This window comes from Streptomyces caniscabiei, from assembly GCF_014930365.1.
Classification (GTDB): Bacteria; Actinomycetota; Actinomycetes; order Streptomycetales; family Streptomycetaceae; genus Streptomyces; species Streptomyces caniscabiei.
The window spans coordinates 42,994-68,978 of sequence record NZ_JABXWI010000033.1; the positions used below are offsets into that span (position 1 = coordinate 42,994).

General features: G+C 70.1%; 27 protein-coding genes and 4 pseudogenes. 16 read left to right on the forward strand and 15 right to left on the reverse strand.

Annotation, left to right across the window (positions count from 1 at the left end; translation table 11 throughout):
* Nucleotides 1-18: 18 nt before the first annotated feature.
* Nucleotides 19-141: pseudogene (locus tag HW837_RS45935) on the reverse strand (DDE-type integrase/transposase/recombinase); the annotation flags it as partial.
* A gap of 194 nt (nucleotides 142-335) precedes the next feature.
* Nucleotides 336-548: a hypothetical protein gene (locus HW837_RS45940; RefSeq protein WP_159041009.1), complete on the reverse strand. Its 213-nt coding sequence runs from the start codon at nucleotides 546-548 to the stop codon at nucleotides 336-338.
* Nucleotides 549-630: 82 nt separating this feature from the next.
* Between HW837_RS45940 and HW837_RS45945 the strand changes: the two are divergent.
* Nucleotides 631-1,394 (forward strand): annotated as a pseudogene (locus HW837_RS45945) (winged helix-turn-helix domain-containing protein); the annotation flags it as partial.
* A 273-nt stretch (nucleotides 1,395-1,667) separates the two neighbouring features.
* Here HW837_RS45945 and HW837_RS45950 read toward each other — a convergent pair.
* Nucleotides 1,668-2,180, reverse strand: coding sequence for a P-loop nucleotide/nucleoside kinase family protein (locus HW837_RS45950; protein WP_237270691.1), 513 nt, complete (start codon nucleotides 2,178-2,180; stop codon nucleotides 1,668-1,670).
* 525 nt (nucleotides 2,181-2,705) lie between these two features.
* Between HW837_RS45950 and HW837_RS45955 the strand changes: the two genes are divergently transcribed.
* Nucleotides 2,706-3,689, forward strand: a complete 984-nt coding sequence (locus HW837_RS45955) for an aldo/keto reductase (RefSeq protein ID WP_193381957.1) — start codon at nucleotides 2,706-2,708, stop codon at nucleotides 3,687-3,689.
* Between the two features lie 106 nt (nucleotides 3,690-3,795).
* Here HW837_RS45955 and HW837_RS45960 read toward each other — a convergent pair.
* Nucleotides 3,796-4,207, reverse strand: a pseudogene (locus tag HW837_RS45960) (MarR family winged helix-turn-helix transcriptional regulator); the annotation flags it as partial.
* Nucleotides 4,208-4,869: 662 nt separating this feature from the next.
* Here HW837_RS45960 and HW837_RS45965 point away from each other — a divergent pair.
* Entirely contained in the window at nucleotides 4,870-5,163 is a 294-nt protein-coding gene (locus HW837_RS45965; protein ID WP_193381958.1) for a hypothetical protein, read from the forward strand.
* A 126-nt stretch (nucleotides 5,164-5,289) separates the two neighbouring features.
* On the opposite strand, the gene HW837_RS50540 is transcribed toward HW837_RS45965, so the two are convergent.
* The 3 genes from HW837_RS50540 to HW837_RS45980 form a co-directional block, all read right to left on the reverse strand.
* A complete protein-coding gene (locus tag HW837_RS50540; protein WP_159041007.1) occupies nucleotides 5,290-5,457 on the reverse strand; it encodes a hypothetical protein in 168 nt (55 codons plus the stop codon).
* 390 nt (nucleotides 5,458-5,847) lie between these two features.
* A complete protein-coding gene (locus HW837_RS45975; protein WP_045563348.1) occupies nucleotides 5,848-6,867 on the reverse strand; it encodes an aldo/keto reductase in 1,020 nt (339 codons plus the stop codon).
* A gap of 25 nt (nucleotides 6,868-6,892) precedes the next feature.
* Nucleotides 6,893-7,795 (reverse strand): helix-turn-helix transcriptional regulator, encoded by a 903-nt coding sequence (locus HW837_RS45980; protein WP_234442856.1) that lies wholly within the window; start codon nucleotides 7,793-7,795, stop codon nucleotides 6,893-6,895.
* 191 nt (nucleotides 7,796-7,986) lie between these two features.
* On the opposite strand from HW837_RS45980, the gene HW837_RS45985 reads away from it, so the two are divergent.
* The 6 genes and pseudogenes from HW837_RS45985 (at nucleotide 7,987) to HW837_RS49430 (ending at nucleotide 12,957) form a co-directional block, all read left to right on the forward strand.
* Complete coding sequence (locus HW837_RS45985; protein ID WP_234442857.1) at nucleotides 7,987-9,447, forward strand: MFS transporter; 1,461 nt, start codon at nucleotides 7,987-7,989, stop codon at nucleotides 9,445-9,447.
* Complete coding sequence (locus tag HW837_RS45990; protein ID WP_045563349.1) at nucleotides 9,447-10,331, forward strand: aldo/keto reductase; 885 nt, start codon at nucleotides 9,447-9,449, stop codon at nucleotides 10,329-10,331. Before HW837_RS45985 ends, HW837_RS45990 begins: the two co-directional genes overlap by 1 nt.
* 166 nt (nucleotides 10,332-10,497) lie before the next feature.
* A pseudogene (locus HW837_RS45995) lies at nucleotides 10,498-10,875 on the forward strand (alcohol dehydrogenase catalytic domain-containing protein); the annotation flags it as partial.
* Nucleotides 10,876-10,981: 106 nt separating this feature from the next.
* Nucleotides 10,982-11,497, forward strand: a complete 516-nt coding sequence (locus HW837_RS49420; protein ID WP_237270692.1) for a cation:proton antiporter domain-containing protein — start codon at nucleotides 10,982-10,984, stop codon at nucleotides 11,495-11,497.
* Nucleotides 11,498-11,552: 55 nt separating this feature from the next.
* Nucleotides 11,553-11,846: a hypothetical protein gene (locus HW837_RS49425; protein WP_052683200.1), complete on the forward strand. Its 294-nt coding sequence runs from the start codon at nucleotides 11,553-11,555 to the stop codon at nucleotides 11,844-11,846.
* Nucleotides 11,847-12,705: 859 nt separating this feature from the next.
* Nucleotides 12,706-12,957 (forward strand): LmrA/YxaF family transcription factor, encoded by a 252-nt coding sequence (locus tag HW837_RS49430; protein WP_234442859.1) that lies wholly within the window; start codon nucleotides 12,706-12,708, stop codon nucleotides 12,955-12,957.
* 213 nt (nucleotides 12,958-13,170) lie between these two features.
* On the opposite strand, the gene HW837_RS46010 is transcribed toward HW837_RS49430, so the two are convergent.
* Genes HW837_RS46010 through HW837_RS46020 form a run of 3 tightly spaced genes read right to left on the reverse strand, consistent with a single transcriptional unit; the run spans nucleotide 13,171 to nucleotide 14,718 of the window.
* On the reverse strand, nucleotides 13,171-13,422 hold the full coding sequence (locus tag HW837_RS46010) for a hypothetical protein (protein WP_193382981.1): 252 nt from the start codon (nucleotides 13,420-13,422) through the stop codon (nucleotides 13,171-13,173).
* Nucleotides 13,419-14,042, reverse strand: coding sequence for a DUF6338 family protein (locus HW837_RS46015; protein ID WP_052683201.1), 624 nt, complete (start codon nucleotides 14,040-14,042; stop codon nucleotides 13,419-13,421). The genes HW837_RS46010 and HW837_RS46015 overlap by 4 nt, the downstream gene beginning before the upstream one ends.
* 4 nt (nucleotides 14,043-14,046) lie before the next feature.
* Nucleotides 14,047-14,718, reverse strand: coding sequence for a CHAT domain-containing protein (locus tag HW837_RS46020; RefSeq protein ID WP_193382980.1), 672 nt, complete (start codon nucleotides 14,716-14,718; stop codon nucleotides 14,047-14,049).
* Nucleotides 14,719-14,839: 121 nt separating this feature from the next.
* Here HW837_RS46020 and HW837_RS46025 point away from each other — a divergent pair, with 121 nt between their 5' ends.
* The gene (locus tag HW837_RS46025; RefSeq protein WP_193382979.1) at nucleotides 14,840-15,448 is read left to right on the forward strand and encodes a hypothetical protein; all 609 of its coding nucleotides are present in this window, start codon (nucleotides 14,840-14,842) and stop codon (nucleotides 15,446-15,448) included.
* Between the two features lie 2,335 nt (nucleotides 15,449-17,783).
* Here the strand turns inward: HW837_RS46025 and trxA are convergent.
* Genes trxA through HW837_RS46040 form a run of 3 tightly spaced genes read right to left on the reverse strand, consistent with a single transcriptional unit; the run spans nucleotide 17,784 to nucleotide 19,515 of the window.
* Nucleotides 17,784-18,107: a thioredoxin gene (gene trxA, locus HW837_RS46030; protein WP_045563353.1), complete on the reverse strand. Its 324-nt coding sequence runs from the start codon at nucleotides 18,105-18,107 to the stop codon at nucleotides 17,784-17,786.
* 17 nt (nucleotides 18,108-18,124) lie between these two features.
* Nucleotides 18,125-19,105 (reverse strand): thioredoxin-disulfide reductase, encoded by a 981-nt coding sequence (gene trxB / locus HW837_RS46035; protein WP_193382978.1) that lies wholly within the window; start codon nucleotides 19,103-19,105, stop codon nucleotides 18,125-18,127.
* The gene (locus HW837_RS46040; protein WP_045563355.1) at nucleotides 19,102-19,515 is read right to left on the reverse strand and encodes an arsenate reductase ArsC; all 414 of its coding nucleotides are present in this window, start codon (nucleotides 19,513-19,515) and stop codon (nucleotides 19,102-19,104) included. The genes trxB and HW837_RS46040 overlap by 4 nt, the downstream gene beginning before the upstream one ends.
* A gap of 92 nt (nucleotides 19,516-19,607) precedes the next feature.
* Between HW837_RS46040 and HW837_RS46045 the strand changes: the two genes are divergently transcribed.
* From HW837_RS46045 to HW837_RS46065, 5 genes are read left to right on the forward strand one after another with little or no spacing between them, the layout of a single operon-like run.
* Complete coding sequence (locus tag HW837_RS46045; RefSeq protein WP_045563356.1) at nucleotides 19,608-19,916, forward strand: ArsR/SmtB family transcription factor; 309 nt, start codon at nucleotides 19,608-19,610, stop codon at nucleotides 19,914-19,916.
* Nucleotides 19,917-19,953: 37 nt separating this feature from the next.
* Nucleotides 19,954-20,724 carry an aquaporin gene (locus HW837_RS46050; protein ID WP_045563357.1) on the forward strand — a complete coding sequence of 257 codons (771 nt, stop codon included), beginning with the start codon at nucleotides 19,954-19,956 and terminating at the stop codon, nucleotides 20,722-20,724.
* Nucleotides 20,721-21,788, forward strand: coding sequence for an ArsO family NAD(P)H-dependent flavin-containing monooxygenase (locus tag HW837_RS46055; RefSeq protein ID WP_193382977.1), 1,068 nt, complete (start codon nucleotides 20,721-20,723; stop codon nucleotides 21,786-21,788). The genes HW837_RS46050 and HW837_RS46055 overlap by 4 nt, the downstream gene beginning before the upstream one ends.
* Nucleotides 21,789-21,831: 43 nt before the next feature.
* Nucleotides 21,832-22,167: an ArsR/SmtB family transcription factor gene (locus HW837_RS46060; protein ID WP_045563359.1), complete on the forward strand. Its 336-nt coding sequence runs from the start codon at nucleotides 21,832-21,834 to the stop codon at nucleotides 22,165-22,167.
* Nucleotides 22,167-22,877: a cation efflux transmembrane domain-containing protein gene (locus HW837_RS46065; RefSeq protein WP_193382976.1), complete on the forward strand. Its 711-nt coding sequence runs from the start codon at nucleotides 22,167-22,169 to the stop codon at nucleotides 22,875-22,877. The genes HW837_RS46060 and HW837_RS46065 overlap by 1 nt, the downstream gene beginning before the upstream one ends.
* A 116-nt stretch (nucleotides 22,878-22,993) precedes the next feature.
* Here HW837_RS46065 and HW837_RS46070 read toward each other — a convergent pair whose 3' ends face one another.
* Together HW837_RS46070 and HW837_RS46075 are read right to left on the reverse strand one after the other, a co-directional pair.
* Nucleotides 22,994-23,368 (reverse strand): ArsR/SmtB family transcription factor, encoded by a 375-nt coding sequence (locus HW837_RS46070; protein ID WP_045563361.1) that lies wholly within the window; start codon nucleotides 23,366-23,368, stop codon nucleotides 22,994-22,996.
* 49 nt (nucleotides 23,369-23,417) lie between these two features.
* Nucleotides 23,418-24,473 (reverse strand): flavin-containing monooxygenase, encoded by a 1,056-nt coding sequence (locus tag HW837_RS46075; protein ID WP_193381963.1) that lies wholly within the window; start codon nucleotides 24,471-24,473, stop codon nucleotides 23,418-23,420.
* 114 nt (nucleotides 24,474-24,587) lie between these two features.
* On the opposite strand from HW837_RS46075, the gene HW837_RS46080 reads away from it, so the two are divergent.
* The gene (locus tag HW837_RS46080; RefSeq protein WP_045563363.1) at nucleotides 24,588-25,967 is read left to right on the forward strand and encodes an FAD-dependent oxidoreductase; all 1,380 of its coding nucleotides are present in this window, start codon (nucleotides 24,588-24,590) and stop codon (nucleotides 25,965-25,967) included.
* The last annotated feature ends 18 nt before the right edge of the window (nucleotides 25,968-25,985 follow it).

Genomic DNA, 25,985 nt, shown 5'->3' on the forward strand with positions numbered 1-25,985 from the left:
TGAGATGCCGCTGAGCGCGGACAGAAACCGCTGCGCCCCGCCCACGGAGCGGAAGCTTTTCATCGCCCGTTCACGCTGTCTGGTGGGCTGGTGGCTGTTCTCCGCCCGGTTGTTCAGGCTCTTGTGGGAGCGGTGTTCGACGGAGGGTATGACCTGGCGGTGGCGCGCAGGAATCGTCGGCGTCGGCGCAGTTCCGCAGACCGGACTCGGAGCGGGCCGGCGAGGAGGTCCCCTACGGGTGCTCCCGCCCAAGGGGCGTCTCATCCGTCGTCGGGGCGGATGCGGTGTTCACCGAATTCCCTTCTTCGTGTGCCGGGGCGTGCGTATGTGCCGGGTCAGTGGCCGGGTCCGGCGGTGGGCAGGGCGAGGTGGCGCTCCAGCGCTCGGGTCACCTCCGGGCGGACGACGCACAGGACGAAGGCGCCCGCCGCCAGCGCCACACCGAAAAATTCAGCCTCGCCCCTGCCAGGGACGGCGTCACGGCCCGGTACGCCGGCCGGTGTTCCGCGCAGGCCCTCGCGCTCGTCGTGTCCCACACGCTGTGTCATGCCTTTACTGATCTCGGCTCGTTAGGGTGATGTTTGCTGAACTTGCTGATGTGGGCGTGGTGTTGTCGGTAGTCCGTGGTGTCTGAGATACGCGGATGGGGGCGGGCTGACGCCTGCGGCACGGCGGCGTCGGGAAGCGGTGCGGATGCAGGCGGCGGAGCTGTTCGCTCAGCAGGCCAAACCGCCCGAGGTGGCCCGGCAGCTGTGTGTGAGTGTGAAGTCGGCATACCAGTGTCAGCAGTTGTGGCGGCAAGGCGGTGCCGACGAGTTGCTTTCGCGAGGGCCGGGCGGGAGCCGGTGTCGCCTGTCGTCACGCTGTCTGGAAAAGCTCGCCGGGTATCTCGAGCAGGGTCCGGCCGCGCACGGCTGGGCGGAGGACCAGGTGTGGACCGCGGCGAGGGTGGCCACGCTGATCGGCAGGAAGTTCCACGTCTCCTACAGCGTCTCGGGTGCGACGAGGCTGATGCACCGGCTCGGCTTCAGCCCGCAGGTGCCCGTGCGGCGGGTCGCCGAGCGCGACGAGCAGGCCGTCACCGCATGGAAGGAGGCGACCTGGGCGGAGGTAAAAGAGCCCGGGCGCTCTGTGGGGGCTACATCTGCTTCGAGGACGAGGCAGGCTTCACCCGCCGACCGCCCAGGGGAAGCACCTGGGGCCGGCGCGGCCCCACCCCACAGGTGACGGTGAGCGGACGACGCTCGGGACGACTGTCCGTGGCAGGGATGATCGCCATGCGGCCCGGTCCCCGGACCCGGCTGTGCCACCGCCTGCGCACCCACCGAACAGGCAGAGGTAAACGTCGCAGCATGGGCGAGCGGGACTTCATCGCGCTGATCGACGGCGTCCACCTGTGCGCTTCGGACTCGACCCCAAGGACGTCGGAGACCTTCTACGACGCTCCCTCCACCTCGACAGCGGCCTCGACCGCCAATTTCTCAAAGCACTCCTCGACCTGGCGCTCCCGCCCTCCGCGCAATCCCCTGACGGACGATGACCATTCCAGTGATGACCGACGCCTAAGCCGCCGACTGGCCCACTGCCACGGCCGCCGGGGAGATCTGACCCACGTCCGGACACACCACGGGCCCCGGAAAGATCATCTATCTCCGGGGCCCGGCGTTTTAGCTGTCGGTGCACGAGGGCCAGTGGTCTACCGCCCACTGCGGCCAACCCGGCCAGCCCGCCGGCGGGGTGGGGATCTCGCCCCCGGCGAGTTCGGCGGCGTCAGGCACCTGGAACTGCTCCCGCCATTGGTCTACGTCGGTCTCGCTCATGGGAAACGTCTGATGCGGTGTCGTCGCCTGGCGGTGCGCGATGCGGGCGAGCTGGACCTCCCTGTCCACAGGCACGTAGACCACCTGACATGCTGCCCCGGCCGAGCGTGCCAGCCAGCGCAGTGCCGACCGTTCATCGCGGCCCCAGAGCCCGTAGTCGAGCACGACGCTGGCCCCCAGCCGCAGCGCCTGAAGGGCGACCGAGATGAGCCGCCCTTCGAGCACCCAGCGCTTTCCGTCGGCCATCGAGTCGCCGAACAGCGGGATCATCCAGTCGTCTGGGGTCAGCCGCAGCGCCCGGTGCGTTGCGGCGAGCTCTTTGGCCCGGGTGGTCTTCCCGGCTCCGGGGAGCCCGACCATCAGGAGCAGGGTGGCGACAGGCGGATCCTGGGCGACGCCGGGGCTGGCTCCATGCGGGCAAGGGGATGGGCTTTTGTGCTGTGAATCGAAGCGCTGGGACTGAGGCATGACTTCCCTGATCAGGCAGTATGGCCCGGCAGCACAGTAGTAAGGGAGTGGCTGCCGGCAGGACACTGATCCGGCGGTACGTCGTGGCGCTGGCCCCGGCCGGGGCCGGCAACGAGGCCGCGGTTATGGGCATCCGCGGGTACCGCCGCTAAGCGGCGGTACGGGTGGTCATGGCAGCGCAGCAACACATGCCTTCACCGTAGCCGACAGCGCTGGCAGATCATTTAGGTGGGATGAATCACGAAGGGTCGGCCTTGCCCCCAGCGGCCCCGGCCACAGCGGAGGGTCCCCGCTTCCGGCCCGGCCCCGCCGGCGCGCTTCGCTTCGCGCACGCTTGACTTCGCGCGCGCTCCAACCTGAAGACTCCCTCCCGAGGCCCGATGAACGGGCCGAACGGGCTCAACGGGAGGTATCGGTATGAAATACCGCATGATCGGCAGTGACCCGAGGACCCGTCGTGAGGTGAGCGTGCTGTCGCTCGGCGCGATGCTGTTCGGTTCACGGACGGACGAGAAGACGTCGTTGGCCGTGCTCGACCGTTACGTCGAGGCCGGCGGCACCTTCATCGACACGTCCGACAACTACGCCTTCTGGATCGACGGCGGTCAGGGCGGCCAGAGTGAGGAACTGCTCGGACGGTGGCGCCGCAGCCGGGGGATAGGCACCGAGATTGTCATCGCCACCAAGCTCGGCGCCCGGCCCCTCGCCCCCGGCACCAGCTACGTCGACAACGCCGAGGGCCTGTCGGCGAAGGTGATCCGGGAGTCGGCGGAACGCAGCCGGGAGCGCCTCGGGGTGGAGCGGCTCGACCTGCTCTACGCGCACATCGAGGACCGTACGGTTCCGCCGAGGGAGACGGTCGAGGCGTTCGGGGAACTCGTCGCCGAGGGCACGGTCGGGCTGCTCGGTGTGAGCAACCACGCCATGTGGCGCGTGGAGCGGGCCCGCGCCCTCGCCGCCGCGGCGGGGCTGCCGGGTTACGAGGTGCTCCAGTACCACCACAGCTATCTGCGGCCGCGGACCGACGTCCCCAACGCCCTCTGGGCGCACGGCACGCTCGGCGCGGCCACCGCCGAACTGCTGAGCTACCTGGAGGCCGAGCCGGACCTCACCCTCGTGGCCTACTCGCCGCTGCTCACCGGCGGCTACGTACGCCCCGAGAAGCTTCAGCGCGACTACGACCACCCGGGCACGCCGGCCCGGATGAAGGTGCTGCGGGAGGTGGCGCGGGAGACCGGGGCGACCGTCAACCAGGTCGTGCTGGCGTGGCAGTTGGGCGGCCCGCTCCCGATCGTGCCGCTCGCGGGGGTCTCCTCGGTGGCGCAGCTGGAGGAGAACCTCGCCGCCGTGGACCTGGAGCTGACCGCCGAACAACGGCACCGGCTCGACGCGGCGCACTGAACCGGCGCGCGGCCCGCTGACCTGGCGCTGGCCCGTGCACTGCCGGCGCGCCAGGACACGAGGTGACCGGGCGCGCCGGGCGCCCCGGGGCCGGCACCGCTCGGCCCTGGCTGACGTTCGCGGTGAGCAGGCGCAGCAACTGCTGGGTGAGGGTGTGCTGCTCGGGGGACAGGCCCATCACGGCGCCGATGTCCACCGGTACGGTCCGGGCCCGCTCCTCCAGCCGGGCCCGGCCTCGGTGAGGCGGATGGCGACGGAACGCTCGTCGTCCGGGCGGCGTTCGCGGCGGAGCAGGCCGCCGGCCTCCAGGCGCTTCAGGAGCGGGGAGAGCGTGCTGGACTCCGGCTGGAGCGCGGCGCCCAGGTCGCGCCCGGATATCGAGTCCTGCTCCCAGAGGGCCAGCATGACCAGGTACTGGGGATAGGTCAGGCCCAGCTCCTCCAGCAGGGCCGGTAGCGGGCCGTGACGGCGCGCGAGGCGGCGTACAGCGCGAAACAGAGCTGGTCGTCCAGGAGCAGGGTGTGCCCCTGCGCCGGTTCCGCTCCGGCGGTGCCCACGAGTTCGCCGAGCAGGGCCTGCCGGTGGTGTCCGCGTCCGGGTGACCGTCCTTGTGCAGTTCGTACCAGTCCCGGAAGATGGCGCGGGCTGTGAAGAAGGCGTCCTTGCGGCCGGCGATGAGGCCCTGGCTATGTCGATGAGTGGTGGCTCTGGCTCAACTAGTGTGATGCAGTCACTTACCGTGATGCCGGAGCCTCGGGGAATCGAACGTGAAATTGCCCGAAAACAGCGGGCCTTGCTGCCCTTCAGGGTGAGGGTGCGGAGCCGTGAACGAGGTACCGCCCTGCCTGCCGGAGATGCTGTTCAGGTCGCTCGCCGACGTGGTGGTGACGTCGGTCGCGAGAGCGCAGTGGTGTCGCAGTTCAGCGACGCGGCGCAGCAGAGTGCGAACCGTCTGGTTACCGTGGCCTCGCTCTTGCCGATTCCCACGGAGCCGTAGGGTAGGCGCCGTCGACTACGACCTCGGGGGCGTCTCGGGCGCGGGCCTGCTTACGCACGTTCAGTGAGGTGTGGCAGCGGCTGTTGGAGACGTGCTGCGGCTGAACGGCGACGTACAAGAAGCCAGGGGAGGGCTTCCCGGGCTACCGTGAGTGGTGGGGCCGATCCTTCGGAGGGCTGAGCCGTGGCCTCGCGCTCGCACCGCTTACTGACGCCCGACGACCTCGGACCGCTGCTGCTCCTCGCCGTCCATGAGGTGAACCGCAGCCTGCGCACCGAGGCCCTCGCGGCGTGCGCCGCGCTCCCGCTGGACGAACCGGCTGCGGAGGAGGTCGCGGAGCTGGTCCTCAGCTATTTCCGGGCGGAGGCCCTGGTGCCGGGCTCCCTGGTCGAGGCGGCCGGACACCTCCCTGTGATCGAGGTGCGGGCCGTTCTGGAAGGGGGGCCGCCGGCGACGGCTCGGCCGGCCCGAACGTGATCGGCCGTTCCTCCGTACGCTGCTGGAGTCGATCACACGGGGAGTGCGGGATGCGGTACGGCGTGGGGGTAGAGGAGCTCGCGGTTTTCAGTTGAGTCGGTGCCTTTGATGGGGGAGGGTCTGTGGTCATGGAGGCGCCGGAATCCCAAGCCTCGGCGAGGGGGACCATGTGGCGCTGTCGAGCTTGGCGGGGGCGCTGACTTCCTGCTCGTCGTAGTACGACAGCCACTCGCCGTCGGCCAGCTTGCAGCAGGGCGACACGGCCGGGGCCTCGGACGCTTCGGCCAGGAGCACCTCGGCGCGGGAGTGGCAGCCGTCCGCAGAGTCCAGGCCGGTGTTCCAGTGCTTGAACTTGTCGCGGTGTAACCGACACGGGACTCCTCGGCGACCGGGATCCGGCCGACCGCGTAGGAGAGGGGAAAGTTTGCGCTGCTGCGGCGGGCAGGACGGCGTTCGCTGCGGCGGGCATGACGAGCGGGGTAAGGGTGAGCCCAGCCGCAGTCGGACCTCCGCACCATCACAGCCCTGACCTGGGCCCCGTGATGCGCGGGCAGCGCCGAGCGGGTTCGCGCCCGTATCGAAGCCTGTGGTCCTGCTCCGGCGCGGCGCGCGGGGCGGCTGTTCGCCGGTGGGCCGTGACGGTGCTCCGGCTCGGCCGACCGCGACCGGCCGGCCCGGCTCATGTCAGCGGCGCCGCTGGTCGGCCCGCAGTTCGAAGTCGCCGTAGCTGTTGTCGACCGGGTTGACGGTGACGCCCGGTGCGACGATCTCGTCGATGGCGTCGAGGATGTCGGACGACAGCGTGACGTCGGCGGCGGGCAGGAACGCCTCCAGTTGCTCCATGGTCCGCGGCCCGATGATCGCCGAGGTGACGCCGGGGTGGTTGATGACGAAGGCGACTGCCAGCTCGATCAGGGTGAGGCCGGCCTTCTCCGCGAGGAGCGTGAGCTGTTCGACGGCGTCGAGCTTGCGCTGGTTGGCCGGGCTGCTCATGTCGAAACGGGCCTGCGGGCGCGCGGCTGAGGCCGGCCCCGAGGCGGCGTTCTTGCGGTAGCGGCCCGAGAGCCAGCCGCCGGAGAGCGGACTGTAGGTCAGGGTGCCCATGCCATGACGGCGCACGGTGGGCAGGACGTCCTCCTCAATGCCGCGGACCAGGAGCGAGTACGGCGGCTGTTCGGCGACGAACCGCTCCAAGTGCCGTTCCCGGGAAGCCCATTGGGCCTCCACGATCTGGGAGCCGGAGTAGGACGAGGAGCCGATGTAGCGGACCTTGCCCTGGTGGACGAGGTCGGACAGGGCGCCGAGGGTCTCTGCGACGTCGGTGTCGGGGCTGGGGCGGTGGACCTGGTAGAGGTCGATGTGGTCGGTGCCCAGGCGCCGCAGGGAGTTCTCGACCGCGCGGGTGATCCAGAGCCGGGAGCCGCCTCGCTGGTTGGGGTCGTCCTGGTCCATCGGCATGAAGAACTTCGTGGCCAGGAAGACGCTGTCGCGGCGGCCCTTGAGGGCCTTGCCGACGATCTCCTCGGAGACGCCGGCGGAGTACACGTCGGCGGTGTCGACGAAGTTGATGCCTGCGTCGAGGGCGCGGTGGATGATGCGGAGGGAGTCGGCCTCGTCCTCGTTGCCCCACGGGCCGAACATCATGGCTCCCAGGCACAGCGGGCTGAGCTGGACACCGGTGCGGCCGAGCGGTCGGTACTGCATGAAGTGTCTCTCCTCGTACGTCGGGTCAGTCGTTCCCGGCGGGGGCGGGTGTGCTGGTGGTGGTTGTCCAGCTGGCGAGGAGGCCGAGTGCCTCCTGCTCCGCCGAGTCGGGTTCGGGGGTGTAGAAGTTGAGGCGCAGGCCGGGGTCGGACGGCAGTTCCATCGCCTCGTAGGGCAGGGCGAGGTCGCCGACCAGGGGGTGGTGGAGCTTCTTCAGGCCGGAGCGGTGGAACTTGACGTCGTGGCGTGCCCACCGTTCGGCGAACTCGTCGCTCCTGGTGGTCAGTTCACCGATCAGGTCGGTCAGCGCCTTGTCGTGCGGGGCGCGGCCCGTCTCGTTGCGAAGGAAGGCGACCGCGTCGTCGGCGCCCTTGGTCCAGTCGACCCAGAAGTCCTGGCTGGCGGGGTCCAGGAACACGTAGCGGGCGGTGTTGACCGGCCCGCGCTGGGCGAACAGGGGCGAGTCGAAGACCGGTGCGTACAGGGCGCGGCCCAGCGTGTTGCTGGCCACGATGTCGAAGCGGGCGTTGCGTACGTACGCCGGTACTCCGGCCATGGAGTCGAGGAGGCGCAGGATCGTGGGGCGTACCCGGGACGCGGTCACCGCGGGGCGGCGGCCCGACGGGGTCTGGGCGCGGGCCAGGTCGTAGAGGTGGGTGCGTTCGGCCTCGTTGAGCTGCAGTGCGTGTGCGAGGGATTCGAGGACCGCGTCGGAGGCGCCGCTGAGGTTTCCGCGTTCGAGACGGACGTAGTAGTCCACGCTCATGCCCGCGAGCAGCGCGACCTCCTCGCGGCGCAGCCCCTCGACGCGGCGGTTGCCGCCGTATACCGGCAGCCCGGCCTGTTCGGGGGTGATGCGGGCCCGCCGGGTGCTCAGGAACTCCTTGACGTCGGCGGCCAGTTTCTTCTTGTCGGGGGGCAGGGACACGGGTACTCCTCGGTGATCGGCGTGGATCTTGTGCCGGTTTCTCCACCGTAGGCCGGTTGGCGAACGGCTGCGAGGTACTGCCAGTACCTGGAACAGCAGTGACTCCCACCTGCGGGCCCGCGCGCGTTTTGCTGGAGAGGACCGAGGCCGGGGCCACGAACCCCGACTCTGCACCGACCCGAAGGGACATCGTGCGCACCGCACCCGTACCCGCCGCCCGAGCCGAAGACGCGGCGGACCAGAGCGCCAAGGCCACCGCCGACGCTCCGGCCCGCGCGACGCTGATCCTCACGATCATCTGCGTCAGCTACTTCATGGTCATCCTCGACAACTCGATCGTCTTCACCGGGCTGCCGCAGATCCAGTTGGCCATGGGGTTCTCCGCGACCGGACTGTCCTGGATCACCAACGCCTACGTGCTGGTCTTCGGCGGACTGCTGCTCCTGGGCGCGCGGGCCGGTGACCTGTTCGGGCATCGCAGGATGTTCGTGCTCTCCCTGATCGTCTTCTCGCTGGCCTCGCTCCTGGTGGGCGCCGCGCAGACCCAGGGGTGGCTCATCGGCGCCCGTGCCCTCCAGGGCGTCGGCGCCGCGGTGCTTGCCCCCTCCGCGCTGTCCCTGCTCACGCGCAGCTTCGCCGAGGGCGGGGCCCGTAACCGGGCGATGGCCGCCTACAGTGCGGTCGCCGGTCTCGGTGCCTCGCTCGGTCTGGTGGTCGGGGGACTGGCCGCCGACCTGGTCTCGTGGCGGGCCGGCTTCTTCCTCAACGTCCCGGTCGGCCTCGTGATGATCTGGCTCGCGGTGCGGCACCTGTCCGAGACCGAGCGCCGCCGCGGCGGCTTCGACGTGGTCGGCGCGCTCCTCGCGACCCTCGGATCGACCGCTGTGGTCCTCGGCATCGTGGACGCCGCGGACTTCGGCTGGAGCGCCCCGGCGACGGTGGGCCCACTGATGGCCGGTCTGGTGCTGCTGGGCCTGTTCGTCGCGGTGGAGCGGCGGGCCGCGCAGCCGATCGTGCCACTGCGGCTGTTCGCCGCCCGGGAACGCAGCGGCGCCTACCTGGCGCGGATGCTCTACATGGGCGCGATGATCGGGTTCTTCTTCTTCACCGCCCAGTACGTGCAGAGCGTGTACCACTGGACGCCCTTGCAGGCCGGTCTAGCCTTCCTGCCGATGACGCTGGTCAACTTCGTCGTCGCCGTGCAGGTGCCCCGCCTGCTGGAGCGGGCTCGCAGGCCCCTGGTGCTCCTGGCCGGGGTCGCGTTGACCGCGGCCGGCATGGTGTGGCTCAGCCGCCTCGGCCTGCACACCCCGTACGCCACGGGCGTGGCACTGCCGATGATCCTGATCGGCGTCGGGCAGGGCCTGGCGCTGGCCCCGATGACCTCCAGCGGCGTCGACGGCGTCGCCCCCGAGGACGCCGGTGCCGCGGCGGGCCTGGTCAACACCGTGCACCAGATCGGCAGCGCGCTGAGCCTGAGCAGCCTCACCGCCGCCGCGGCCACCGTCGCCACCGGCTCCACGACCGCCGACATCGCATCCCGCTCGGGCGCGGCCCTGACCGGCTCCGCCGTCCTGCTGGCGCTCGCGGTCGCCGCCGTTCTCACCCTGATCGTGCCCTCCCGCGCCACCCGCACCGAAAGGTCTCTGTGATGCAGACCCTCACCCTCAACAACGGCGTACAGATGCCCGCCCTGGGCCTCGGCGTGTTCCAGACCCCGCCCGACGAGACCATCGCCGCCGTCCGGGCGGCCCTCGACCTGGGCTACCGGCACATCGACACCGCCGCCGCGTACGGCAACGAACGCGAGGTCGGCCGGGCCATCCACGACTCCGGAGTGCCGCGCGAGGACATCTTCATCGAGACCAAGATCTGGATCAGCGACTACGGCCACCACGAGACCCTGCACGGCTTCGACAAGAGCGCCGCCAAGCTCGGCCTCGACCAGATCGACCTGCTCATCCTCCACCAGGCCCTGCCCTCCGACTTCGACAAGACCCTGGCCGCCTACCGGGCGCTGGAGAAGCTCCTGGCCGACGGCCGTGTCCGCGCCATCGGCGTCAGCAACTTCATGGTCGACCACCTGACCGCACTGCTGGATGCCACCTCCGTCGTCCCGGCGGTCAACCAGTTGGAGATCCACCCCTACTTCCAGCAGCGCGACGTCCTCGACTTCGACGACAGGCACCACATCCTCAACCAGGCGTGGTCCCCGATCGGCGGGATCACCTTCTACCCCGGCTATGGCGAGGACCGCCGAAGCGTCCTTCAGGACCCGGCCGTCACCCAGATCGCCGCCGCCCACGGCAAGAGCCCCGCTCAGGTACTGCTGCGTTGGGGCCTCCAGCAGGGCCGCTCGGTCATCCCCAAGTCCACCAAGCCCCACCGCATCGCCGAGAACATCGACGTCTTCGACTTCGCCCTCACCGCCGACGAGATGACCGCCCTCGACACGCTGGAGACCAGCCGCCGCGGCGGCCCCGAACCCGAGAACGTCACCCTCGCCGCCTACGGCCGCGCCATCCCCGAAGCCTGACAACACCGCCCACCTGCACCCAGGAACCACCATGACCACTACCGTCAACGCGTTCGGCACCCACGAAGCGGGCAAGCCGCTGGTCCCCGTCACCATCGAGCGCCGCGACGTCGGCCCGCACGACGTCAAGCTCGACATCCTCTACTGCGGGATCTGCCACTCCGACATGAACTACGTCGACGGCACGTTCGGCCCGCTGGCCGTCAGCCCGCTCGTCCCCGGCCACGAGATCGTCGGCCGGGTCACCGAGACCGGCCGCGACGTCACCCGGCACCAGGTCGGCGACCTCGTCGGCATCGGCTGCATGGTCAACTCCTGCCGGACCTGCGACAACTGCCGGGCAGGCCAGGAGCAGTACTGCCTGACGGGCAACTGCGTGAAGATGGCCAAGGCCATGGGCGCCGACGTGACCGTCCTGTCCCAGTCCGCCAGTAAGCGCGAGGCCGCCGCGGCCCTGGGTGCCGACCACTACGCCGTGACCGGCGACGGGTCGGCGTTCACCGAGCTGGCCAACACCTTGCACATCATCCTGAACACCGTCAGCGCCCCGGTTTCGCTTCCCGACCACCTCGGGATGCTGCGCCTGCACGGCACCATGGTCAATTGTCGAAGCCTCAGGTGTACTCGCGGTGGTGGTGTGCGGCCTGGTCATGAGCCAGGTGGGGCCGAGCGTGGGCCGAGCCGAAGCCCGGCGGCAGACCACGGCGTTCTGGTCGCCGGCGATGTACCTGCTCAACGGAGCCCTCTTCGTCCTGGTCGGACTCGAGGCCCAGGCAGCGATCCGCGAACTGTCGGGCACCGCACTGACCGATGCCCTCTGGATGGTGGCCGTGGTCTCCTGCACGCTGGTCGCCGTACGGCTGCTGTTCCTGTCCGTCGCGGTGTACACGATCAGGGCGCTGGACCGGCGCCCGCAGCAACGCGAGCGCCGCATGGGGCACCGGGCCCGTGCGGTCAGCGCCCTGGCCGGATTCCGCGGGGCGGTCTCCCTGGCGCTCGCCCTGTCCGTGCCCTACACCCTCGACTCCGGCGCGCCGTTCCCCGACCGCGACACCATCGTCTTCGTCACCGCCGGCGTCGTCGTGACCACCCTCGTCGTGCAGGCACTGGTCCTGCCGCCCGTCGCCCGCTGGGCCCAACTGCCCCACGACACAGACCGACCGTGAACTCGCCCTCGCCCGGACCACGGCGTCCGAGGCCGCACTCGACGCCCTGCCCGCAGTGGCGGCCGATCTCGGCACCGACCCCGAGGTCACCGAGCGGCTGCGCGCCGAGTACGAGACCCACCTCAACACCCTCCGGGCCACCGAGACGACGAACACCCCGGACGCGGACACGCTCGTACGTCACCACGAACATCACACCGCCCTGCGCCTGGCCCTCCTGGAACACAAACGCTCCGCCGTCATCGGTCTGCGCGATGCCCGCCGCATCGACGACGCCGTACTCCAGCGCGTGCAGGCCCAACTGGACATGGAAGAGGTGCGCCTGGCCCCGGCGGTGGATCCGGAGTAGAGGCACGCGACAGACAGCAGACGGGACAGAGGGCAACAGCCAGTGGTCGCACACAGCGAGCAGCACGACCGACAGCCAGACCGGCAGGACCCACAGCCGGACCGGCCGATGGCCGGGCACGCGCTGCCCGTGGGCAGCCTCGTCACCACGTTCGAGCTGTTCTTCGACCTCGTGTACGTCATCACGAACTCAAGGCGCCAAGTGCGGCCACGGACCGCTGTCAAAGCCGACTGGTGGTGTTCCTCGCCTCGGCCCGGGTCAGCTTCTCCACCGGCGCGGTCTACGACATCAGCGGCGGGCGGGCGACGTACTGACACCGGTGACTTCGGTGTGCGGACGCCTGAGGGCATCGTTCCTCGCACCTCGGCCTCAAGGCCCAGCGTGCCGGGAGCTTCTTTCGTCACGTGCCACGGGGTCTTCGTCGCTGCCCGGGTGGACGCAGTGATTTCGATGCCGGGGCCCGTCCCCGTCGTCGCAAGGGTCGACGGGGTCGACTCAAGGTCGTCCGTGCGCCGTGGGCACTTGCATGTTCTATGCCATGGACCATCAGTTGCTTTCCGGTAGCCCTTTTGGGGACGCCTCGTTGCCGAGTCGAGGAAGGGTGGAACTCGCCATGCCCTGTCGTGCGACAGTCGACCACGCGGCCGTGTACCGGGCCACTGCCGGGCCGGTGGCCGCATGAGCGACAGCTGTGAGCGGATGGTGCTCAGCGCCGCGGAGCTGTTGCGGGTGTACGGCGCCAGCGCGAGGAGCATCGACCGCGCCCTGGCACACAGCGGCGTGCCCAGGGCCTCGGTCTATCACGACTTCCCCGGTGGCCGGACGCAGCTGATCGACGAGGCGGTGGCCCGACAACCCCGTGGAGGAGGTCGACGCGTTCTTCGGGCTGTGGCGCCAGCGCCTCGTGGAGAGCGACTTCCGGGTCGGCTGCCCGATCGTGGCGGTGGCCGTGGAGAGCAACGATGATGCCCCGCACCTCGCCCGCTTCGCGGCCGCCGTGTTCGCCCGCTGGCAGGAGGCGCCGTCCGCCCTCTTCGTCCGGCACGGCCTGCCCGAGCAGCGCGGACAGCGGCTCGCCGCCTCGTCGACGCCGCCGTCGAGGGAGCGGTGATCATGTGCCGCGCCGAACAGAGAACCGCCCCGCTGGAGGCGGCCGCCATCGAGATCCACGATATCTTCCGCATCGTGAAGTGGAACGCGCCGGTGTAGCTGTCCGCGCCTGACGTTCGCCACGGCATGTCGGGGTAGGGGGCACCGGGGCTGTCTTCGAGGGCTTTGACGATGCCGGAGCTGAAGTCGTGCGGAGGTGATGTACCCCCTGTGGTCACAGAGCGCCGAGGGTGTCATGAGGCGAGGGAGTGGTCTGCTGCTCGCTTCGGGCATCGGGCGTCGGCGAGGTCGGTTCCTCGCGCCGGCGCCGCACGGTGGTCCCCGGTTCGCTCTCGTGGGGCGTGGTGTTGCCCTCGGCCGTTTCGTAGCTCAGTCCTGCGGGCCCGGCCGGGGGTATCGCGGGTTCGGTGCGCTGGTCACGGGGACGGTAGCCGCGTGAGCCGAAGCGGAAGCCGGTGTTGCTCATTGTTGCTCCGGGGAGAGTATTTCCAGTAGTTCGATGTCGTCGAGCCGGATGTAGAGGCCCTCGGTCTGCTGCACCCTCGACTCGAATGCGCCGGAAGGCGTGAGGCGCCATGCCGCTTCCAGGTACAGATCATGCGCGGCGGCGGGATGTGACGAAGCATAGGAACGGGAGCCGTACCAGCCTCCCACCCAGTGGCCGCTCTTGAGCCGGGCCCGGATGAAGCATGACCCGAGCCCCGCGAAGAGGTGGTCCCATGCCGACGGAGTGGCGAGGTACTGCGTCGGCTGCCGGCCTCTCTCCAGCCGGGACACGGCCCACGCGGCTGCGGCCGGGACGGCGATCAGCAGCACCAGAGCGAGGAGGGCTGCCGCACGAGGAGAGGCCGACAGTTCCTCCCAGTGGCTCGCTGACAGTGGAAGCCGCCCGGTGAGGGTGTTGCCGAAGATCAGGACGTAGGCGATGTCGAGGACGAGGGAGGCCGCCAGGGCCCGCAGGATGCGCTCGCTCAGCTCGCTGTGCTGCGGGAGAGGGCCGCGCGCCCGCTCGCGTGTGAACTGGTACGTCGCTCCTGGCAGCACGGCGACAACTATGAGGCAGACCTGGAGGAAGGTGGTCGGCACCGGGTCACCGCCCGTCGCCGTAGAGCTGGAAGACCGCCCAATGATAGGGGTCGTCGAACACGAGCACGTCTGGCGGCAGCGCCGCAAAATGCGCCAGGACGGCTTCGTTGGCGGCCTGGTCGTCCGGATCACCGAGCAGGTCGCGCTGCCTCAGGCAGTACCGCCGTACGTCTCGTGCCGTGGCCGCGCGCAGAGCCAGTTGGGCGCGGCGCAACGCCTCTGCCCGTGGCAAGCCCTGGCGGAGCCCGGCGTAGAAGCCCTCCATGAGGAGGCAGGCCGAGAAGTCGTCGACGGGCCACAGGCTGGCCAGCACGGCCGAGGCCCCGGCCTGCACGAACGCGCGTACCAGGCCCAGCCGTTCCTCGGCCAGGTCGAGAGAGCCCAGACCGCTCTCGCAGGCCGCGATCGTCACCAGCCCCACCTGCATGCGCAGGTCCAGCACGTCTTCGGCGGTGAGTTCCTCTCCTTGTCCCAGAACCACGGCGGCGGCCTGGGGACGGCCTGGTTCGAAGTACCCGTGGCAGGTCAGGTGTAGTACGTCGAGTGAGCGGGTGGCCAGCAGTTCCAGGAGTTCGTGTTTTCCGGACGGGCGGATGACATCGGGGAAATGGGCGGCGACGGTGGCGGCTTCGAGGCCGGCGAAGGGCAGGGGGTCGTCCGAGGTGCGGTCCGCCACCAACCGAGGAGGGCACCGCAGGCCGTGTTCCGACGAGACAGAACTGCATCAGCGAGGCGCTGGGGGAGAAGCAGACCGGGTTGCGTTCCAGCAGCGCCCGCCCGTCCGGGAGCGCGATGGCGTGAAGGGGGACGTGGTGCAGGATCCCATCGGGTACCACCCACACCATCTCACCGGGCTCGGCGTGCTCCGCGAGCATACTGACCAGCGGCTGGCACGCCGCGTCCCAGGGTGTGGGTGCGAGGCGCCGGTCGTCCGACTGGATGCTCCGCAGAACCACCTCCAGATCCTCCAGGTCTTTACCGGTATGTGGCACGGATACCAGCGTGGGGGCCGGATCGTGTGCCCGCAGGAGGAAGACCAGGGTGCGGTTCGCGTCGTGCCAGTACGACACGAGAAGCGCACGGTCGTCAGTTGTCGCGAGGAGTGCGCGCACCTGGCCGAAGTCCAGCACACCACGCTGTCTGTCCAGTTCCCCGCTTCCCGCGTTGCCGGTGCGGACACGTGCCAGGGCTTGAGGGGAGATCATGTACCGGTCACTCTGCGGATTCACGCGCTCGTACGGGGAGTCTCGGGGACCGTTCGCCGGGCCTTTCTCTGCGGCGCGCAGAGCGAGATCGGAACTGAGTTTGGCGGCGCGTACGTTCTCGGTGTGGGTGAACGCCTTGCGCAGCGCCCCAGAGGGATCGGGGTCCTCCTTGAGCAGGAAGTCCACGGTCTCCGTGGCTAGTCGGCGCTTGGCCACAAGCTCGTCCAGCTCCGTCGGGGGAGGGTGGTCGTGAAGAATATGCTGCAAGGCTCGGAGCTGCTCCGCCACGCGCATTGTTGTTTCCTGTGCATCCAAATGATCTTGCTCTGCCCGGGACCAGGGCCGCTGGTCGCCGTAGCGGTCGATGAGGACATCCAGCAAGGTGATCGCCTCCCGTGTCAGCGCGCTCGGATCCTCACAGGAGGACGTCGGGACCGGGGGGACGATGTCGGCGAGCCCTTTGCCGGGGAAGGGCTCGCCGGGGTGTGGTGATCGCGTGTTCCGGAAGGGCGATGTCTCTCCGTATGCCTCGAAGAAGTCCCGTCCCAGGAAGTAGCGGTTCAAGTCGTAGATGGCAGCGTCCCAGAGGGCTCCCACCGCCCACTTGGAGATCCCGTCGTTCTCCAGGTGTTTCACGCCGGGGTGGGGCATCTGTGACACGCCGGCCAGCAACTCCAGGGCGGGCTTCCGCAGGTCGACATGGTGCGCCAGCAGCGCGGTCAGCTGCACGGCGGCGTGGTGCGCGGGTGTGCCGTACCGTCCGGTCACGGCCCGTTCTCGCAGCAGTTCACGCAGGTCGGCCGCGGCCCTGTTGGGATTCTCCGCGTGCCGTGCGCTCACCGCGGCGGCACACACTCGATAGAGGTCTGCCCACTCGGGCTTGCCCAGCAGCCGGAAGTCCCGCGCCACGTCTCGTGCGGCCAGGTAGGCCTCCTCGGGGCGGTCGAGGTGCCCCCAGGCCATGACCGCGGTGGCCTCCACCATCGCGTGCGCCGTCAGATGCGCACGCAGCACGACTGTCTGGTGTTCGGGCGGCACACGGGCGGCGTTCGCCTCGACCGCGAGAAGGGCATTGTTGGCCATCGCCAGCCATGGCAGCGCCTCACAGGCCCCGTCGAATAGCTGCCGCCGTAACAGGATGCTCAGGGGCCTTCGGTCGGCGAGTGCACCGCGGTAGGAGTGCCAGGCGAATTCCGCCATGGCGGTGACGGCACCGTAGTCCGGCCTGGCGGGCCGTGAGAGCACGGTGTCCCAGGCCCAACACGCCACTGCGGTCCGGTACTTCAAGCTGCTTTCCCCGCGCAGCCCCGCCCAAGTGGTACGCCAGGTGCCGTACTGGTCGGTGAACCGAGGTCCGCTTTCTCCGCGCAGTTCGTCCCACGAAGTCCGCCAGACCCCGTGCCCGTCCGAGCACGCGGCCGTCAGCACGGGCAACAGTTCCACGGCGAGTACGAAAGCCGTGGGAACCAGCAGTTCGTGCCGCGGCTCGCACACTCCCGACAACAGGAAAAGCATGTTGCCAGGGATGAACGCGAGGCTTGGGGCGATCAGCAGCAGCCGCCAGAATGGCGACGAGACGAACGGGGCCAGCCGGAATGAATACATGCGCAGGAGCGCAGCGAAGGCCAGCAGCAGGCCACCGCCGACCCCGGTGAACGGGTTTGCGTTCGACCAGAGATCCGCCAGCGACCCTCCCACCGGGCTCGAAAGGATCAAGGCCGCCGGGACGATGACGACCGGATTCAGCAGTGACTTCAGCAGAGTCGTCCGGAGTGACTTCCGTGTCAGCCAGGCCTGAAGTCCCATCCGCAGAGAGAGCAAGGCGGCGCACAGCAGAGCGAGAGGGAACAACGCCGAGGACGGCGTCAGTGTGAAGAACACAGCCGTCGGCGGAGCGGCCACGCAGATCAGGTGGAACCAGCGTGCCAAGCGGAGCCGAAGGGGCCGCCCCCGCGAGGCCTCAGCCACCGCACTCTGCCAGCCCGAGGTGAATTCAAGGTCCGCGCGGCGTCGCATCACGGCGTTGAACACAGCATCTGGCGGCACTGGTTCTCCCCCGTAGGACCATTCCGTGCGCGAAACGATCGACGCATCAGCCGATGAACGGCACACCACTATAGGTCCGTGCATCCTGGCCCTCCGCGTCGGAGGCTGCATCAGGCCACCGTGAACGGCCGAGGTGATGATGCGCCGCCCGCCCTCAGCTCGTATGCCCTCTATCGCGACGCCCGCCAAGTGCGGCAGCACGTCGACGACTCGGCCTTCCAACCCTACTCAACGACAAGGGAGTTGGCAGACCGCGCCGGATGCCTGGTACGGGATGCCGCAGATGGAGAAGTTCGGGCAGGCGTCATGCACCACCGCGGTGACGTCGCTGTCGGGATCCAGCTCTCGGCCTCGCAGGCGCGCTGATGCCGCAGTCGCTGTCGCCGGTAGCGACGATGTGTCGGGCCACCGGGATGCCTCCGCCGAGATCGGAGATCACGGAAAGGAGGCTCGGCGGGCGCGCTGGGGGCGCCCCCGCCTGTGTCGCGTATCAGGCGAGGTGGTCGGCGAGGCCGCGTTCGAGGGCGGCCTTGGGCTTGGCGCCCACGATGGTCTGCACGACCTCGCCGCCCTGGTAGACGTTCATCGTCGGGATCGACATCACGCCGTACCGGGCGGCGGTGGCCGGGTTCTCGTCGATGTTGAGCTTGACGATCTCGATCTTGTCGCCGTGCTCGGCGGCGATCGCCTCCAGCGACGGGGCGAGTTGTCGGCACGGGCCGCACCAGGCGGCCCAGAAGTCGACCAGGACGGGCTTGTCGCTGGCGAGGACGTCCTGGTCAAAGGAGTCGTCGGTGACGTTCTTGAGTGCCATGTTGTGTCTCCGGTACGTCAGACGGCGGCTACGGCCGGTTCGCCCGCGGCGTCGGCGTCGCTGAGGGCGGCGAGGTACCGCTCGGCATCCAGTGCGGCGGCGCAGCCGGAGCCAGCGGCGGTGATGGCCTGGCGGTAGGTGTGGTCGACGACGTCGCCGGCAGCGAAGACACCGGGGATGTTCGTGCGGGTGGAGGGCGAGGCGACCTTGAGGTAGCCCTCGTCGTCCAGGTCGAGTTGGCCGGTGACCAGGTCGGTGCGCGGGTCGTGGCCGATGGCGACGAACAGGCCGGTGGCGGGGAGGTGGGAGGTCTCGCCGGTGATGGTGTCGCGCAGGGTGAGTCCGGCGAGTTCACCGCCGTCCTCGTGGATTGCGGCGACCTCGCTGTTCCAGGCGAAGGAGATCTTCGGGTCGGCGAAGGCGCGATCCTGCATGGCCTTGGAGGCGCGCAGCGTGTCGCGGCGGTGGAGTACGGTCACGGAGCGGGCGAAGCGGGAGAGAAAGGTGGCTTCCTCCATCGCTGTGTCGCCGCCGCCGACCACCACGATGTCGTGCTCGCGGAAGAAGAAGCCGTCACAGGTCGCGCAATACGACACACCTCGGCCGCAAAGAGCGTCCTCGCCAGGCAGGCCCAGCTTGCGGTGCTGCGAGCCGGTCGCCACGATGACGGCCTTCGCCGGGTGGACCGCGCCCGTGCTGTCGGTGACGCTCTTGACGGGTCCGGTGAGGTCGACGGCAATGATGTCGTCGGGGATGAGCTCGGCGCCGAAGCGCTCGGCCTGGGCCCGCATGTTGTCCATCAGGTCCGGGCCCATGATGCCGCCCGGGAAGCCGGGGAAGTTCTCCACCTCGGTCGTCTGCACCAGCGCGCCGCCGGCCGTGACCGCGCCCTCGAAGACCAGCGGCTTCAGCGAAGCGCGGGCGGTGTAGAGGGCGGCGGTGTATCCGGCGGGGCCGGAGCCTATGACGATGACGTTGCGTACCTCGCCGCTGCTCACGCCGTCATCTCCGGCGCGATCTCCTTGATCAGGCCCTCGACCAGTGCCTTGATCTCGTCGCGGATCGGGCGCACGGCCTCGACGCCCTGGCCGGCCGGGTCCTCCAGCTGCCAGTCCAGGTAGCGCTTGCCGGGGAAGACCGGGCAGGTGTCGCCGCAGCCCATGGTGATGCAGACGTCGGATTCCTTGACGGCGTCGACGGTGAGCATCTTCGGGACCTCGGCGGAGATGTCGATGCCGACCTCGGCCATGGCCTCGACGGCGGCCGGGTTGACGCCGGCGCCTGGGTTGGAGCCGGCGGAGCGGACCTCGACGCGGTCCCCGGCCAGGTGGGTCAGCCACGCGGCGGCCATCTGGGAGCGGCCGGCGTTGTGGACGCAGACGAACAGCACGGAGGGCTTGTCGGACATCAGAGGCTCTCTCTTGTCTCACGACCGAATCAGGTGCGAATGATGTCAGCACCCGGTGGTGTCACCCACCGCTGATGTGACAGTATCAGCACATGATGACGTCAGTCGACACTGACCTGATCCGGGTGCTGGCCGACCCGCTCAGGCTCCAGATCGTGACCCTGCTCGCCAAGGAAATGCTGTGCACCACCCACCTCGTGGAGGAGACCGGTGCCCGGCAGACCAACCTCTCCAACCACCTGAGAGTGCTGCGCGAGGCCGGGGTCGTGGAGACAGAGCCGTGCGGCCGGTACACGTACTACCGGCTCAAGCCCGACGTCATCGCCCTGCTCGCGGGCCAGTTCGCCGACCTGGCCGAGTCCGCCCGCTCGGCCGCCGACAACAAGCGGTCCTGCCCCTGAACCTCGCCGCCCCCGGCGACTGCACCAAGGAGTCTTGTTGACCGCCACGCACGAATCCGCCGCGGAGTCGGCCATACCGTCAGCCGAGCCGCAGCCCGTGCCGGGCGCCACCCCGCCGCGCAGGCCGCTGGCGGCCCGGGCCGCCGCCGAACTGGTCGGCACCGCGGCCCTGGTGGCGGTGGTGATCGGCTCCGGGATCCAGGCCACCGAGCTCACGAAGGACGTCGGAGTGCAGCTGCTGGCCAACTCCCTGGCCACCGTCTTCGGCCTCGGCGTTCTGATCCTCCTGCTCGGCCCGGTCTCCGGCGCGCACTTCAACCCAGTGGTTACGCTGGCCGAATGGTGGACCGGCAGGCGCGGCGGCGCGGGCGTGACGATCCGCGAGGCTGCCGTCTACGTCCCCTCGCAGATCATTGGAGCGATCGCGGGCGCGATCCTGGCGGACGCTATGTTCGGCAAGCCGCTGGTGGAGTGGTCCACCCACGACCGCTCGGCCGGGCACCTGCTGCTCGGCGAGGTCGTCGCCACCGCCGGCCTGATCCTGCTGATCTTCGGCCTGGCCCGCACCGACCAGCTGCGTTTCGCCCCCGTGGCTGTCGCGTCCTACATCGGCGCCGCGTACTGGTTCACCTCCTCGACGTCTTTCGCGAACCCGGCGGTGACCATCGGCCGGACCTTCAGCGACACCTTCGCCGGCATCGCTCCCGGGTCGGTCGCCGGGTTCATCGGCATGCAGCTGATCGGTGGCGTGGTCGGACTGGCGCTGGTGGCGCTCATCTTCCTGCCCGGGCGGGACGCCGCCGAGTGACGCGGACGTCCCCGGTGGTGGTGATCGGCGGCGGCCAGTCCGGGCTTGCCGCCGGATACCACCTGCGCCGCCTGGGCCTGGACTTCGTCGTCCTCGACGCCCAGGCCACAGCGGGTGGGGCCTGGCAGCACACCTGGGACTCCCTGCACCTGTTCTCCCCGGCCACCTACTCCTCGCTCCCCGGGCGGCTCATGCCGGCGCAGACAGGGCAGGAGTACCCCGACGCGCAGCACGTCGTGGAGTATCTCGCCGACTGCGAGAAGCGGTACGAGCTTCCCGTAGAGCGGCCGGTACGTGTCCTCGGCGTCCACCGCGACGGCGGGCTCCTGCGTGTGGAGACCGACTCCGGGGCCTGGCGCGCCCGCGCCGTGATCAGCGCGACCGGCACCTGGTGGCGCCCCTTCCTCCCTGCCGTCCCCGGCCGTGGCGCCTTCGGTGGCAGGCAGTTGCACACCATCGAGTACCGCAGCCCGCAGGACTTCGCGGGTCGCCGGGTGATCGTGGTCGGCGGCGGCAACTCCGGCGCGCAGATCGCCGCCGACCTCGCCTACGACACCGAGCTGAGCTGGGTTACCCAGCGCCCGCCCCGTTACCTGGCCGACGACATCGACGGCCGCGCCCTCTTCGACGCGGCCACCGCCCGCCGACACGCCCTCGACCAGGGCCACACCGACACCGGCGGCGTCGCCTCACTCGGCGACATCGTCGCCGTACCGCCAGTCCGTGAAGCCCGCGACCGCGGCCTGCTCAAGGCGCGCTCGATGTTCACCCGCCTCGTCCCCGGCGGCGTCGAATGGGCCGACGGCACCCGCGCCGAGACCGACGCGGTCATCTGGTGCACCGGCTTCCGGCCCGCCCTGTCCCACCTCGCCCCGCTCCAGCTGCGGGGCCGACGCGGCCACATCACGACCGTCGGCACACGGGCTGTGGACGAGCCGCGTCTGCACCTGCTCGGCTACGGAGACTGGACCGGACCCGCCTCCGCGACCCTGATCGGCGTCGGCCGTCCCGCCCGTGAGGCAGCCCGCGAGATCGCCGTCCTCCTGGGAGCCCCCACCCGATAGTCCATGGTTTCCTGAATTCAGGATTCTCTGTACTGTTGTCGGGGTGCTGACCGTCGTTTCCGAGGTCGACGTGCTCGCGCGCTTCGGCCGTGCCCTCGCCGATCCCATCCGCTGCCGTCTGCTGCTCGCACTGCGCGAGAGTCCGGCGCACCCCTCCGACCTGGCCGAGCAGTTGGGCATTTCACGTACGCGGCTCTCCAACCACCTGGCCTGCCTGCGCGACTGCGGTCTGGTCGTCGCGGTGCCCGTCGGGCGGCGCACCCGCTACGAACTCGCCGACCCGCGCCTCGGGCATGCGCTGGACGACCTGCGCAGCGCCGTCGTCGCGGTCGAGACCGATCGCACCTGCGCCGAGGCCGAGGAGAAGGGCTGCTGCTGATGGCGGAACTCTCCCTCGGGATCCTGCCGAGCAGGCGGGACCAGCTCACCCGCCGCATACGCCTCCTGGTCGCGGCCACGATCACGTACAACGTGGCGGAGGCGATCGCGGCGATCACCGCCGGCAGTCTCGCCTCGTCCACCGCGCTGATCGGCTTCGGCCTCGACTCCGTCATCGAGGTCTCCTCAGCGGCGGCCGTGGCGTGGCAGTTCTCCGCAGTGGACCATGACGTGCGCGAGGCCCGCGAGAAGACCGCCCTGCGGATCATCGCCGTTTCGTTCTTCGCCCTCGCCGCCTTCATCACCGTTGACGCCGCGCGGACGCTGGCCGGCACCGGCGAGGCCGACCGCTCGATTCCCGGCATCGTGCTTGCCGCGCTCTCCCTGCTGGTGATGCCGTTCCTGTCCGCCGCGCAGCGCCGCGCCGGACGTGAACTCGGCTCGGCTTCCGCGGTCGCGGACTCCCGCCAGACCCTGCTGTGCACCTACTTGTCCGCCGTGCTCCTGGCGGGCCTGGTCCTCAATGCCACCGTCGGCTGGTCCTGGGCCGACCCCGTCGCGGCACTGGTCATCGCCGTCGTCGCGGCCAAAGAAGGCCGCGACGCCTGGCAGGGCAAGGGCTGCTGCGCCACGCCCGCAGCCACGCTGAAGCCCGTCACGACCGCAGAAGGAGATACCTGCGGTTGCCGATCGGGCTGCGACTGCTGCTGACCGCTCACTCTGGCAGCGGAAGCCGCAGTGACGTTCGGTCAAGGCCGGGCAGGCGGCGTTGCGACGTGCGTGCCCGCCTCCCGACCAGACCAGGGTGAGCCCGTTCTTGGGACAGGTCAGGCTGCGGCCGGGGCTATGGTCAGCAGCTTGCCCATCGCGGCCAGTACGGACGGCTCGACCCGGTAGTAGACCCAGGTGCCGCGCCGCTCGGAGGTGAGCAGGCCGGCCTCCTTGAGCTTCTTCAGGTGGTGGGAGACGGTCGGCTGGGAGACGCCGACGTCGGAGATGTCGCACACGCACGCCTCGCCGCCCTCGTGCGAGGCCACGGCGGAGAACAGCCGCAGCCGCACCGGGTCGCCGAGCGCCTTGAACATGCGCGCGGCTGTCTCAGCCTCCTCCGCGGTGAACGGGCGCTCGGTGAGCGGCGGGCAGCACGGCGCCGCCCCCTCGCCGGTGGCATTCAGGAGCGGCAGCACCTTCGTGTTCGACATGCATCTATGTTGACATACGTCGAACCAGTCGGGCGAGGGTCGTAGGGCCTCAGTTGCGGGACAAGTGGGCGGCGATGCGTCGCGCGGCCCGGGCGGCATCCCGCCCGACCCCGCGCAGGGAGTTCGACGACAGGCTGCGCTGCCACTCCAGCCCGACGTACGCCAGCCCCAGGTGCGTCAGCGACATCCCTTCACGGTGGCGAGGATGCCCGGTCGCGTCGAGGGCGCCGAGCGGGGCGAGGTAGCCCAGGTCGGGGCGGTAGCCGGTGGCCAGCACGATCGTCTCGGCCTCCTCGGTACTGCCGTCGGCCCAGGTGACCTTCGTGCCGTCGATGTCGGTGAACACCGGACGGTGGTCCGGCCGTCCGGAGGTGACGGCGCCCCGGTAGCGGCCGTCGTCGATGACCGGCTGGGTCGGCGGAGTGCGCAGGAAGCGGCCGACGGGCAGTGCGTCGAGTCCGCTACGGGCAAGCCACCAGTGCAGGTCCCGGCCCAGGGCGCGCCGGCGGGCGAACCGCACCGGGTGCCGCGCCGCGAGTGTCACCCGCGCATGCCCGGCGAGTTCAGCAGCGATCTGCACCGCGGAGTTCCCGGCGCCGACGACCACGACCCGCTGCCCGGCGAATGGCTGGGGCGCGCGGTAGTCGGCGGCGTGCAGCACAGTGCCGGTGTAGCTCTGCAGTCCTGGCAGGTCCGCCCGATGGGGGCGCCCGAAGGTCCCGGTGGCGGCGATCACGGCGCGCGCTGCCAGCCGCCCGCCGCCCTCCAGGTTCAGCGTGAACGTGCCGTCTTCGAGGTGGACTTCCCTCACCCGGACACGGGTGCGGATCTCGGCGTCCAGATGATCGGCGCAGCGCAGCAGATAGGTGACGACCTCGTCGCGGTGCGGATAGCGGTCCGGGTCGCCGCCGAACGGCATGCCGGGCAGCGAGCTGTACCGGGCCGGCGAGAAGAGGGTGAGGCTGTCGTAGTAGCGCGGCCACGACCCCGCCGCCCGCTCGGACGCCTCCAGCACCACTGGCTGCAGCCCCTGCCTACGTAGGGCAAACGCGGTGGCCAGCCCGGACTGGCCACCCCCGATCACCGCGACATCGATGTGTTCCACGACCCCTACCCCCTGAATTTGATGAATGTCTATGTTGACGCTCATCAATACAGGTGCCATGCTGGGCCGCGCAAGCCATCGACGAATGTCGAAGCAAAGGGGAATCTCGTGGCCATGTCCATCAACAACGTGCCCACCACCGACCAGCTGCCCGTCGTGGTCGTCGGAGCCGGCCCGATCGGCCTGGCCGCCGCCGCCCACCTCATCGAGCGCGGCCTCGAACCGCTCGTCCTGGAGGCAGGGCCGTCCGCCGGCACCGCCGTACGGGCCTGGGCGCACGTCCGGCTGTTCTCCCCCTGGGCCGAGGTCACCGACCCGGCCGCCGAGAAGCTTCTCGCCCCGACCGGCTGGATCCGCCCCGACGGCACCGGCTACCCCACCGGCGGCGACTGGGCCGAGCAGTACCTGCAGCCGCTCGCCGACGTCCTCGGCGAGAAGGTCCGTTACGGCGCCACGGTCACCGGCGTCGCCCGCGCCGGGCGGGACCGCATCGTCGACTCCGGCCGCGACGAGCAGCCCTTCACCGTCCACGTCCAGCTCGCCGACGGTCGCGAGGAGCGCATCACCGCCCGCGCCGTCATCGACGCCTCCGGCACCTGGTCCACCCCCAGCCCGATGGGTGCCGACGGCCTGACCGCCCTAGGGGAGAAGGCGGCCTCCGACCGCATCGCCCACCGTGTCCCCGACCTGGGCGACCCGGCCGTACGCGCCCGGTACGCGGGCAAGCGCACCGCGGTCATCGGCTCCGGCGCCTCCGCCTTCACCGCCCTCGTGTACCTCGCCGACCTGGCCAAGGAGGAGGACGGAACGCACGCGGTGTGGGTCCTGCGCCGCGGGATCGGCGACAACACCTACGGCGGCGGCGAGGCGGACGAGCTTCCCGCGCGCGGCGCGCTCGGCCTGCGGGCCAAGGAAGCGGTCGAGGCCGGCCACGCGAGCACGGTCACCGGATTCCGCACCCAGTCGGTGGAACGCGACGCCGACGGCCGACTGGTCCTCGCAGCCGAGGACGGGCGCCGTCTGAACCCGGTCGACGAGGTCATCGTCCTCACCGGATTCCGCCCCGACCTGTCCTTCCTCTCCGAACTCCGCCTCGGCCTCGACGAACGCCTTCAGGCCCCCACCGCGCTCGCCCCCCTGATCGACCCCAACGTCCACTCCTGCGGCACGGTCTACCCGCACGGCGTGAACGAGCTCTCCCACCCGGAGAAGGACGTCTACCTGGTCGGCATGAAGTCCTACGGCCGCGCCCCCACCTTCCTCGCCATGACCGGCTACGAGCAGGTCCGCTCCATCGCCGCCTCGATCGCCGGCGACCGCGAGGCCGCCGCACGTGTCGAACTCACCCTCCCGGAGACCGGTGTATGCGGCGGCGCGGGTCTGTTCGACGACCCCGACGCCGCCCAGAGCAGCGAGGGCGGCGGTTGCTGCGCCGCGCTCTCCACCCTTCAGATCGGCATCGGCGCCCCGGCCGCCACTTCCGGCGGCTGCTGAACACCCCACCACCCCAGG

Excerpts from the sequence above, each read along its gene's own strand:
- HW837_RS45940 (WP_159041009.1), bottom strand. The coding sequence starts at position 548 with ATGACACAGCGTGTGGGACACGACGAGCGCGAGGGCCTGCGCGGAACA.
- HW837_RS45975 (WP_045563348.1), bottom strand. The coding sequence starts at position 6,867 with ATGCAGTACCGACCGCTCGGCCGCACCGGTGTCCAGCTCAGCCCGCTG.
- HW837_RS46070 (WP_045563361.1), bottom strand. The coding sequence starts at position 23,368 with ATGTCGAACACGAAGGTGCTGCCGCTCCTGAATGCCACCGGCGAGGGG.
- HW837_RS46045 (WP_045563356.1), top strand. The coding sequence starts at position 19,608 with ATGATGACGTCAGTCGACACTGACCTGATCCGGGTGCTGGCCGACCCG.
- HW837_RS45955 (WP_193381957.1), top strand. The coding sequence starts at position 2,706 with ATGAAATACCGCATGATCGGCAGTGACCCGAGGACCCGTCGTGAGGTG.
- trxA (WP_045563353.1), bottom strand. The coding sequence starts at position 18,107 with ATGGCACTCAAGAACGTCACCGACGACTCCTTTGACCAGGACGTCCTC.
- HW837_RS46010 (WP_193382981.1), bottom strand. The coding sequence starts at position 13,422 with ATGAGCAACACCGGCTTCCGCTTCGGCTCACGCGGCTACCGTCCCCGT.
- HW837_RS46080 (WP_045563363.1), top strand. The coding sequence starts at position 24,588 with ATGTCCATCAACAACGTGCCCACCACCGACCAGCTGCCCGTCGTGGTC.
- HW837_RS46040 (WP_045563355.1), bottom strand. The coding sequence starts at position 19,515 with ATGTCCGACAAGCCCTCCGTGCTGTTCGTCTGCGTCCACAACGCCGGC.
- HW837_RS45950 (WP_237270691.1), bottom strand. The coding sequence starts at position 2,180 with ATGGTCGGGCTCCCCGGAGCCGGGAAGACCACCCGGGCCAAAGAGCTC.
- HW837_RS49420 (WP_237270692.1), top strand. The coding sequence starts at position 10,982 with ATGAGCCAGGTGGGGCCGAGCGTGGGCCGAGCCGAAGCCCGGCGGCAG.
- HW837_RS46065 (WP_193382976.1), top strand. The coding sequence starts at position 22,167 with ATGGCGGAACTCTCCCTCGGGATCCTGCCGAGCAGGCGGGACCAGCTC.
- HW837_RS45990 (WP_045563349.1), top strand. The coding sequence starts at position 9,447 with ATGCAGACCCTCACCCTCAACAACGGCGTACAGATGCCCGCCCTGGGC.